Source organism: Nocardioides sp. CFH 31398, assembly GCF_022436705.1.
Classification (GTDB): domain Bacteria; phylum Actinomycetota; class Actinomycetes; order Propionibacteriales; family Nocardioidaceae; genus Nocardioides.
In genome coordinates this window covers 1-9,966 of sequence record NZ_JAKUHT010000041.1, presented here as the reverse complement: position 1 = coordinate 9,966, position 9,966 = coordinate 1, and the positions used below count along the sequence as shown (strand labels likewise).

The 9,966-nt window shown below is 74.1% G+C and carries 9 protein-coding genes and 1 rRNA gene; 6 read left to right on the top strand and 4 right to left on the bottom strand.

The window, feature by feature from the left end; all coding sequences use genetic code 11:
• Positions 1-247: 247 nt before the first annotated feature.
• Positions 248-1,231 carry an alpha/beta fold hydrolase gene (locus MJ876_RS21045; RefSeq protein WP_240239411.1) on the bottom strand — a complete coding sequence of 328 codons (984 nt, stop codon included), beginning with the start codon at positions 1,229-1,231 and terminating at the stop codon, positions 248-250.
• An 81-nt stretch (positions 1,232-1,312) separates the two neighbouring features.
• Here MJ876_RS21045 and MJ876_RS21040 point away from each other — a divergent pair, with 81 nt between their 5' ends.
• From MJ876_RS21040 to MJ876_RS21015, 6 genes are all read left to right on the top strand, one after another.
• A complete protein-coding gene (locus MJ876_RS21040; RefSeq protein WP_240239409.1) occupies positions 1,313-2,578 on the top strand; it encodes a CdaR family transcriptional regulator in 1,266 nt (421 codons plus the stop codon).
• 34 nt (positions 2,579-2,612) lie between these two features.
• A complete protein-coding gene (locus MJ876_RS21035; protein ID WP_308192633.1) occupies positions 2,613-3,842 on the top strand; it encodes an acyltransferase domain-containing protein in 1,230 nt (409 codons plus the stop codon).
• A complete protein-coding gene (locus tag MJ876_RS21030; protein ID WP_240239407.1) occupies positions 3,842-4,843 on the top strand; it encodes a beta-ketoacyl-ACP synthase III in 1,002 nt (333 codons plus the stop codon). The genes MJ876_RS21035 and MJ876_RS21030 overlap by 1 nt, the downstream gene beginning before the upstream one ends.
• Positions 4,844-4,939: 96 nt before the next feature.
• Entirely contained in the window at positions 4,940-5,185 is a 246-nt protein-coding gene (locus MJ876_RS21025) for an acyl carrier protein (RefSeq protein ID WP_240239405.1), read from the top strand.
• A gap of 47 nt (positions 5,186-5,232) precedes the next feature.
• Entirely contained in the window at positions 5,233-6,510 is a 1,278-nt protein-coding gene (locus MJ876_RS21020; RefSeq protein WP_240239403.1) for a beta-ketoacyl synthase, read from the top strand.
• Positions 6,510-7,973 (top strand): acyl-CoA carboxylase subunit beta, encoded by a 1,464-nt coding sequence (locus MJ876_RS21015; protein WP_240239401.1) that lies wholly within the window; start codon positions 6,510-6,512, stop codon positions 7,971-7,973. The genes MJ876_RS21020 and MJ876_RS21015 overlap by 1 nt, the downstream gene beginning before the upstream one ends.
• Before the next feature lie 83 nt (positions 7,974-8,056).
• On the opposite strand, the gene MJ876_RS21010 is transcribed toward MJ876_RS21015, so the two are convergent.
• The 3 genes from MJ876_RS21010 to rrf all read right to left on the bottom strand — a co-directional run bounded on the left by MJ876_RS21010 (position 8,057) and on the right by rrf (position 9,811).
• On the bottom strand, positions 8,057-8,587 hold the full coding sequence (locus MJ876_RS21010; protein ID WP_240239399.1) for a DUF3145 domain-containing protein: 531 nt from the start codon (positions 8,585-8,587) through the stop codon (positions 8,057-8,059).
• A 142-nt stretch (positions 8,588-8,729) separates the two neighbouring features.
• On the bottom strand, positions 8,730-9,578 hold the full coding sequence (locus tag MJ876_RS21005) for a tetratricopeptide repeat protein (protein ID WP_240239397.1): 849 nt from the start codon (positions 9,576-9,578) through the stop codon (positions 8,730-8,732).
• 115 nt (positions 9,579-9,693) lie between these two features.
• A 5S ribosomal RNA gene (rrf, locus tag MJ876_RS21000) occupies positions 9,694-9,811 on the bottom strand.
• Between the last annotated feature and the right edge of the window lie 155 nt (positions 9,812-9,966).

Here is a 9,966-nt window from a genome sequence, read left to right as displayed (position 1 = left end):
CCGAGACGGGTGGTGTGGGGGGGGGGGGGGGGGGCGGGGCCCGCCCCCCCCCCCCCCGGGGGGGGGGGCCCCCCCCCGCCCCCCCCCCCCGGCTCCTGTCACGTCCGTCGTCCCGAAGCACGGGAGAGGCCTGGTCCCGGCAGGCCGGACCAACGCTGGTCGAGCTCGTCGAGACCGATCCCGCGGTGCGTCCGGGTCGACTCGGCGTCGTACGGCGAGGCGTTCGGGCCGACTCGGCGTCGTCCGGCTAGGCGGGCAGCTCCGCGACGGGGGCGCAGACGGGGGTGGGCTGGATGGGGAACTCCCCTGCCTCGGCCCGGGCGACGGTGACGGGCGGTCCCTGGCGCAGCAGGCGCCGCCACTGGGTGCGGGTGTGGTTGGCCGCGACGGTGGTGGCGTGGAACTCGCTGACGACGTCCACGAAACGGCCGGGGTGGTCCTTGTGCGCGAAGTGGCCGGCGTCGGGGACCACGACGATCCGGGCCTCGGGCGCCAGGGAGGCGGCGTTGTGGGCGTGGCGCACCGGGATCACGCGGTCCTCCGCGCCCCAGATCACGCACATGGGCATCGCCTGGGTCAGGTAGGCCCGGTCGCTCATGGTGACGATCTGGCCCTTCCAGTCCACGACCGCCCGCACGACGTGGCGGATGGCGTGGCGGGCGCGGGGGTCGCGGAAGCTCTCGTAGATCTCGGCGACCTCGCCGAGGTCCCGGGCGGCGCGCACGGGACCGCGGGCGAGCATCCGCATCCCGGTGCGCCCGACGTGCCGGACGCCGGGCAGCGTCAGCAGCCCCATGAGCTGGTGGAAGCCGGGCGTGGTGACGGCCCGGATCAGCGGGCTCACCTCGGGCCCGAGCCCACCGGGGCTGACGAGCACCATCCGCTCGGTGCGCTCCGGGAACTGGTAGGCGAACTGCATCGCCACCCCTCCCCCGAAGCTGTGGCCCACGACCGTGACGCGGTCGATGCCGAGCACGGTGAGCAGGTCCCGCATGCCGTTCGCGTAGCCGCCGACGCTGTAGTCGGCCCGCGGCTTGTCGGACTGCCCGTGACCCAGCAGGTCCGGGGCGACGACGGTGAACCGCTCGGCCAGCCGGTCGATCACCGGGTCCCACGTGGTGTGGTCGCACCCGAGCCCGTGGAGGAGCAGCAGGGCGGGGCCCCGGCCCCGCTTCACGTACGCACGCCGGTGCCCGTGCACCGTGACGAACGAGACCTCGGCGAGCGGCATCTCGGGATTCAACCACGTCCCGGGCCCGTGCGAGGTCGAGGGCCCGGCTCCGTCCCCGCCCCGTCCACTAGCCTCGAACGGGTGAGCAGGGCCCAGTGGTCGCGCAAGCGCGCCGTGACAGCGCTGCAGCGGGCCACCGGCACCCTCGCGACCGCCGCCACCGCCCGCATGGAGGGCGACATGCCGTGGTTCTCCAACCTGAGCGCCCAGGAGCGCTCCTGGGTGGGCCTGATCGTCCAGGCGGGCATCCGCGGCTTCGTCGACTGGTACGCCGCTCCCGCCGGGGCGCACGGCTCCTCGGCGCCGTCCGCGGCCGAGGCGGACGCCCGGGAGGCCGCCTCCGTGGCCGCCTCGGAGTCCCCCTCCACCGACCTGGCGTCGCAGGTCTTCGGCGCCGCCCCCCGCGAGCTCACCGGGGTGATCAGCCTGCGACAGACCGTCGACCTCGTCCGCACCGGCATCGAGGTGGTCGAGGCGAACCTCGAGACCGTCCTCGACCCGCGCGACACCGACGCCGTCCGCGCCGAGCTGCTCCGCTACGCCCGGGAGGTCGCCTTCGCGACCGCCGAGGTCTACGCCCGCGCCGCCGAGGCCCGGGGCACCTGGGACGCCCGCCTCGAGGCCCTCGTCGTCGACTCGGTGCTCCGCGCCGAGGCCGACGAGACGGTGCTCTCCCGCGCCAGCGCCCTGGGCTGGTCGGGCCGTGCCGGCGTGGTCGTCGTCCTGGGCCGCGTCGGGGAGGCGCGGACCGAGACCGACCTGTTCGACGACGTACGACGGCGCGCCCGCGCGGCCGGCACCGACGCGTTGTGCGCGGCCCAGGGCGAGCGGATGGTCGTCGTCCTCGGGGGCGTGCCGCTGGACGGCGACCCGCTCCCGGCCGCGTCGGCCGTGGCGAGCGCCTTCGGGCCCGGGCCGGTCGTGGTCGGCCCGGTGACCGACGACCTCGCCAGCGCCCACCTCTCGGCGCGCGCCGCGTTGTCGGCGCACCGCGCCGCCGACGGCTGGCCCTCCGCGCCCCGTCCGGTGCGCAGCGGCGACCTCCTGCCCGAGCGCGCCCTCGCCGGCGACGGGCACGCGCGGCGCCACCTCGTGGAGGAGCTGTTCCTCCCGCTGCTGGCCCAGGGGGCCCTCGTCGACACCCTCGACGCGTACGCCGCGGCCGGCGGCTCCGTCGAGGGCACGGCCCGCGCGCTGTTCGTGCACGCGAACACGGTCCGCTACCGCCTCCGGCAGGTCACCGAGCTGAGCGGCTACGACCCCACCGACCCGCGCGACGGGCTGACGCTGCGGGTCGCCCTCGTCCTCGGCCGGCAGTCGCGCCGCGGCCGATCGGGCTCCTTGTAGGAATCCCACAACGCCACGCGGGTGATGTTGGTGCGTGGCCGAGGCGAGCCCGGACCCCCTGACGCGGGAGTGTGGTCTCGTGCTCGTCATCGTCGCGCCAGGCCAGGGGGCCCAGAGCCCCGGATTCCTCGAGCCGTGGCTGGAGGACCCCACCTTCCGGGCCCGCTTCGAGTGGCTGTCCACGGTCGCCGGGGTCGACCTGGTGCAGCACGGGACCACCTCCGACGCCGACACCATCCGGCAGACCGAGATCGCCCAGCCGCTGCTGGTCGCCTCCGGCCTCGTCGCCGCCCTCGAGCTGTTCCCGCACCCCGCGGACGCCTTCGGCCGCATCGGCGCCGTCGCCGGCCACAGCGTGGGTGAGCTGACCGCCGCCGCCGGCGCCCGCGTGCTGAGCGCGGAGCAGGCGATGGTGCTCGTCCGGGAGCGTGGCAAGGCCATGGCCGAGGCGGCGAAGGCCACCCCGACGGGCATGACCGCCGTCCTCGGCGGCGCCCGCGACGAGGTCCTCGCGACGCTCGAGAAGCACGGCCTCACCCCCGCCAACGTCAACGCCGACGGACAGGTCGTCGCCGCCGGCACCCTGGAGCAGCTGGAGGCCCTCGCGGCCGACCCGCCGGCCAAGGCCCGCCTGACGCCCCTGTCGGTCGCCGGGGCCTTCCACACCGAGCACATGCAGCCCGCCGTGGGTCACCTGGCCTCGCTGGCCCAGGCCGTCTCCACCCACGACCCCCGGACGGCGCTGATCTCCAACCGCGACGGCATGGTCGTGCACGACGGACGCGACGTCCTCAAGCGGCTGGTGGGCCAGATCGCCGCGCCCGTCCGCTGGGACCTCTGCATGGAGACCATGCTCGACCTCGGCGTGACCGGGCTCCTCGAGATGCCGCCGGCCGGCACGCTGACCGGCATCGCGAAGCGGGCCATGAAGGGCGTCGAGACCTTCGCCCTCAAGACCCCGGACCAGCTCGACGACGCCCGCGCCTTCATCGAGCAGCACGGCGACGCCTCGCCGCTCGACTCCTCCCCCACCTGGCGCATGGTCGTCGCCCCCGCGAAGGGCACCTTCCACCGCGCCCCCGACGTCGCCGAGGGCGACCGCCTGACGGCCGGGGCGCGGATCGGCGAGATCGCCAGCCTCCGCGACATGCTCGAGGTCGGCGCCACCCAGGGCGGCCAGGTCGTCGAGTGGCTGGTCGAGGACCAGGACCCGGTCGCACCGGGCCAGCCGTTGTTGCGCCTGCACCCGGAGAGCGGCGCCTGATGGCCGGCATCGAGATCGCTCCGGGCGCGCCGTACGCCACCCTGCTCGGCCTGGGCTCCTACCGCCCCAGCCGCGTCGTCCCCAACAGCGAGATCGTCGAGGCGATCGACTCCAGCGACGAGTGGATCCGCCAGCGCTCCGGCATCCGCGAGCGCCGGTGGGCGACCGAGGAGGAGACGCTGCAGATGATGTGCGTCGAGGCCTCGCGCAAGGCCGTCGAGGACGCCGGGATCGACGCACGCCAGCTCGACTGCGTCATCGTCGCGACCGTCAGCCACATGATGCAGACGCCCGCCGTGGCGACGCTGGTGGCCCACGACCTCGGCACCGAGCAGGCCGCGGCCTTCGACGTGTCGGCCGCCTGCGCCGGGTTCTGCCACGGCGTCGCCATGGCGAACGACATGATCCGCTCCGGCTCCGCCCGCCACGTGCTGGTGATCGGCGCCGAGCGGCTCTCGGACATCACCGACCCGACGGACCGCGGCTCGGCGTTCATCTTCGCCGACGGGGCCGGCGCGGTCGTGGTCGGACCCAGCGACACCCCGGGCATCGGCCCGGTCGTCTGGGGCTCCGACGGCGAGCAGTACGACCTCATCCGCTCGCGCCAGGACTGGCGCGACGTGATCACCGACGACGAGCCCCGGATGCCGCACCTGGTGATGCAGGGCAACGCGGTGTTCCGCTGGGCGTCGTTCGCGATGGCGAAGATCGCCCAGCAGGCGCTCGACCGGGCGGGGGTCTCCGCCGACGACCTCGACGTCTTCGTCCCCCACCAGGCGAACATGCGGATCACCGACGCGATGGCGCGCTCGATGAAGCTGCCGTCGCACGTCCGCATCGCCCGCGACATCGCCGAGCAGGGCAACACCTCGGCGGCCTCGATCCCCCTGGCCCTCGACCGCATGAAGGACGAGGGCGAGGCGAGCACGGGCGACCTGGCCCTGTTCGTCGCGTTCGGCGCCGGCCTGGCGTACGCCGCCCAGGTCGTCGTCGTCCCGTGAGGCCCGGCGCAGGGCCTCGCGCCCCGCGCCACCCCGGTGCCCACCGGCGCCGTCCCTGACCACCCGAAGCACCACCCACAGAAGAAGGAGGCCCCCGTGGCCAGCACCGAAGAGATCCGCTCCGACCTCGCCGAGATCGTCAACGAGGTCGCCGGCATCCCCGCCGAGGACGTCCAGCTCGACAAGTCCTTCGTCGACGACCTCGACGTCGACTCGCTGTCGATGGTGGAGGTCGTGGTGGCCGCCGAGGAGAAGTTCGGCGTGACCATCCCCGACGAGGAGGTCAAGAACCTCAAGACCGTCGGTGACGCCGTCGCCTTCATCGAGAACGCCAAGGGCTGAGACCCCGCCCGACCGCAGCAGCGAGCGCCGGCCCCCAGGAGGAACCCATGTCGAACACCCGCGTCGTCGTCACCGGACTCGGGGTCACCAGCCCCGTCGGCGGTGACGTCCCCAGCACCTGGAGCGCCCTGACCGAGGGCCGCTCCGGGGTCCGCCTGCTCGAGGAGGAGTGGGCGGAGCAGCTCAACGCGAGGATCGCCGCGCGAGTCGCGGTGGAGCCCTCGGAGGTCCTCGACCGCGTCAAGGCGCGTCGGATGGACCGCTCGGGGCAGTTCGCCATGGTGGCCGCCCAGGAGGCCTGGCGCGACGCGGGCTTCACCGTCCCGGACCCCAAGGCGGACCCCGAGGACGTCGACGCGGCCCAGTCCGGCGTCGAGCCGGAGCGGCTCGCCGTCGCCATGGCCTCCGGCATCGGTGGCGTCACCACCCTGTTGTCGAACTACGACAACCTGGTGGAGAAGGGCCCACGGCGGGTGTCCCCGCTCGCGATCCCGATGCTGATGCCGAACGGCCCCTCCGCTGCGGTCGGGCTCGCCCTGGGCGCCCGGGCCGGGGTGCACACCCCGGTCTCGGCCTGCGCCGCGGGCAACGAGTCGATCGCCCTCGGCATCGACCTGATCCGCCTCGGCCGCGCCGACGTCGTCCTCGTGGGCGGCACCGAGGCCGCGATCCACGCGCTGCCGATGGCGGCGTTCGGCCAGATGATGGCCCTGTCGCGCCGCAACGACGACCCGGAGGCCGCCTCGCGGCCCTGGGACAAGGGCCGCGACGGCTTCGTGCTCGGCGAGGGCGCCGGCGCCCTGGTGCTCGAGTCCGCGGAGCACGCCGAGGCCCGCGGGGCCCGGGTGTACGCCGAGGCCGCGGGCGCGGCCGTCACCGCCGACTCCCACGACATCGCCCAGCCCGACCCCGCCGGGGCGGGCGCCACCCGCGCCATGCGCCGCGCGCTGGCCGAGAACGGCCTGTCGCCGCGGGACGTCGTCCACATCAACGCCCACGCGACCTCGACGCCCCAGGGCGACGTGGCCGAGGCCCTCGCGATCCGCAACGCGCTCGGCGACGCCGCCGAGCAGGTCGTCGTCACCTCGACGAAGTCGCTGACCGGCCACCTGCTCGGCGCCGCCGGCGCCCTCGAGTCGGTCGCCACGGTGCTCGCCCTGCACCACCGCGTGGTCCCGGGCACCATCAACCTCGACGACCCGGAGGACGTCGGCCTCGACATCGCCGACAAGAACCGGGACCTCCCCCAGGGCGACGCCGTCGCCCTCAACAACTCGTTCGGCTTCGGCGGCCACAACGTCGCCATCGCCTTCCGGAGCGTGTGATGACCCAGACCCCGACCCAGCCGGCCCCCTCGACGGGCCCGACGTCCCAGAAGCGGCAGAAGCTGCCCCGCGACCAGGACCCCCGCAACCCGGTGACCCGTCTGCGGGCCCTGCTCGACGAGGGGACGCTCGAGCTCATCACGCCCGACGACGACTCGGGCATGGTCGCCGCGGTCGGCTCGGTCGACGGCACGCGCGTCGTGGCCTTCAGCTCCGACGCCACCGTGATGGGTGGCGCGATGGGCGTCGACGGTTGCGCCGTCGTGGTGAAGGCCTACCACCGGGCCATGACCGACAGCGTCCCGATCATCGGGCTGTGGCACTCCGGCGGGGCACGCCTGGCCGAGGGCGTCCTGTCGTTGCACGCGGTCGGGGAGATCTTCCAGGCCATGACCCAGGCCTCGGGCGTCGTCCCGCAGGTCTCGGTCGTGCTGGGCCCCGCCGCGGGCGGCGCCGCCTACGGCCCGGCGCTGACGGACGTGGTCATCCTCGGGCCCGAGGGCCGCATCTTCGTGACCGGCCCGGACGTCGTCCGCTCGGTCACCGGCGAGGACGTCGACATGCTCCGCCTCGGCGGACCCGAGCCGCACGGCCGCCGCTCCGGCGTCGTCCACGTGCTCACCGACTCCGAGGCCGAGGCGCTCGACAGGGCCCGGAGCATCACCTCCCTGCTCGGCACCCAGGGCTCGCTGGAGGTCGACGACGTCGAGGACCGCGACCTGGCGGCCGAGCTGCCCGACAACCCGAAGCGCGCGTACGACGTCCACCCGCTGGTCGAGTCCATCCTCGACACCGGGTCCGCGCAGGAGCTCCACGCCCGGTGGGCGCCGAACATCGTGACCGCCCTGGGTCGCCTCGGCGGCCGCACGGTCGGCGTCGTCGCGAACAACCCGTTGCGCCTCGGCGGCTGCCTCGACTCCCTGTCGGCCGAGAAGGCGTCGCGCTTCGTCCGTCTGTGCGACGCCTTCGGCGTGCCGCTGGTGGTCGTCGTCGACGTCCCCGGATACCTCCCCGGGGTGGGCCAGGAGTGGGACGGCGTCGTGCGGCGCGGCGCCAAGCTGCTGCACGCCTTCGGCGAGTGCGTCGTCCCGCGGGTCACGCTGGTGACCCGCAAGACGTACGGCGGGGCCTACATCGCCATGAACTCGCGCTCGCTGGGCGCCACGCGGGTCTTCGCGTGGCCGGGAGCCGAGGTCGCCGTCATGGGGGCGGTCGCCGCGGTGCGGATCCTGCACCGGCGCCGCCTGGCCGAGGTGACGCCCGACATCCGTCCCCAGGTGGAGGCGGAGCTGGCGGCCGAGCACGAGAAGATCGCCGGCGGTGTGGACCGGGCGATCGAGATCGGCGTCGTCGACGAGGTCGTCGAGCCCGCCGTGACCCGTTCCGCCCTGGCCCGCGCGATCGGCGACTGCGTGCGGCGCGACGGCGTGCGACGGGGCCGCCACGGGAACATCCCGCTCTAGCGGGACCTCCAGACAGCCGAAGGAGGCCGGCCCCCACGGGGGGCCGGCCTCCTTCGTGCGTCCGACGGTGGAGGAGGTGCGGGTCAGACGACGTGGTGCAGCCAGCGGACGGGCGCGCCGTCCCCGGCCCGGCGGAACGTCTCGAGCTCGTCGTCCCACGGCTTGCCCAGCAGACGGTCGAGCTCGTCCGACAGCGACACGTCGCCCAGGGACGCCTTCACCGCAGCGGCCTTGAGCCGGTCCTCGGGGATCATGAGGTCGCCGTGCAGCCCGGTGACGCCGTGGAAGACGCCCAGGGACGGCGTGTAGGACCAGCGACCGCCCTCGGTGCTGGCGGTGGGCTCCTCCGTCACCTCGAAGCGCAGGTGCTCCCAGCCGCGCAGCGAGGACGTGATCGCCGCGGCGGTGCCGGCGGGGCCGCTCCAGGAGAGCTCACCGCGCTGCGTGCCGGGCTGCGCCGGCTGCGGGATCCACTCGATGCTCACGGCAGCGCCGAGCACACCGGCGGCCGCCCACTCCACGTGCGGGCACAGCGCCGTCGGCGACGCGTGCACGAACAGGACACCGCGGGTCGCCGGACCGGACGCGGGTCGTGCGGGGATACGTGTGGTCACTGTCGTCTCCTTCTCCTCCGGCGTCGAGGTACGCCTTCCCCAGCGGACTCGATCAGGACGGTGACGGGTTCGATCAGTGACGCATGTGAACTTGTGGTGTCGCTGGTGACATTGTGGCGCACCAGGGGGCGCCGCGCCAGTCCTACTCCGGCCGGCGCGCCTCGATAGCGGCCGCGCGCTCCTCGGCGTCGGTGATCTGCTCGCCGTCGATGGCGTGCGTGCGGTGGAACCACGCGAGGGCGTCGTCCTCGCGGCCGGCGGCCTCGAGGGTGTCGGCGTACGCGTAGCGCAGACGCGTGACCCAGGGCTCGCGGCTCTTGGACGTCAGCGGCGCCTGCTCGAGGACGCGCAGGGCGGCGTCCAGCTGACCCATGTCACGGCGCGCCCCAGACTCCACCAGCGTCATCTCCGCCTTGGCCGGCGCCGGGAAGTTCTTCACCGACGGGCTCTGGGCGAGCTTGACGGCCTGGTCGGCCCGGCCGAGCGCCCGGTGGCAGTCCGCCATGATCGGCAGGTACGCCGTCGCGCCGTTCATGCGCTTCGCCGCCCTCAGGTCCGCGAGGGCCTCCTCGTAGTGGCCGGCGGCGTAGGCCGCCTCGCCGTTGGCCTCGCGCACGACGGCCAGACGGGCCGCACGGGCCCGCGCCGCCTTGGTGTGGCCGTACGCGGTCTCGGGGTCCTCGTCGACGAGGCGCTGGGCGGCGGCGAGATGACGGGCGACGCGGGCGGCGAGCTTCTCGGGCAACCCCTTGAGCTGGGACGTCACCGCCGGGTCGAGCTCACGCGCCGACACGTCCTCGGGGATCGGCGGGCCGTCGTAGGTCGCCTGCTCCGCGGAGCGGGACGCACGGTCACGCGGCGGACCCGAGGGTCCTGAACGACGGGCGGCGCCGCCCTGGGGGCCACCACGACCGCCGCGCTGCGGAGGGCGTGCGCCCTTCCGGTCGCGGCCGGGGCCGCTCGGCCTCGACGGACGCTTCTGGTCGGCCATGTCGGTCCTGCTCCTGCTCTGTTCTCGACGCTCTGTTCAGGTGTGTGTCACGTGCGTGGTGCCGAAATGCGACGAGGGGCCACCCGGTACGGGTGACCCCTCGTCTGAGGTAGTAGTCCGGCGGCGTCCTAGTCTCCCACAGCCTCTCGACTGCAGTACCTTCGGCGCTGGAGGGCTTAACTTCCGGGTTCGGTATGGATCCGGGTGTTTCCCGCTCCGCTATGGCCGCCGTGACATCTGTGAACCTGTCCCCTGCGAGCAGTGTGTGCTCGCGGGTGTGTAGTGGTTCAGATACCGCAGAGTGGACGCGTGGCCGTGTGGCCTGATCTTGTTACGTGCGTTGTTCGGGCTTGTCACCTGGTGATCGCCGGTCGAGTTATTTCACCGT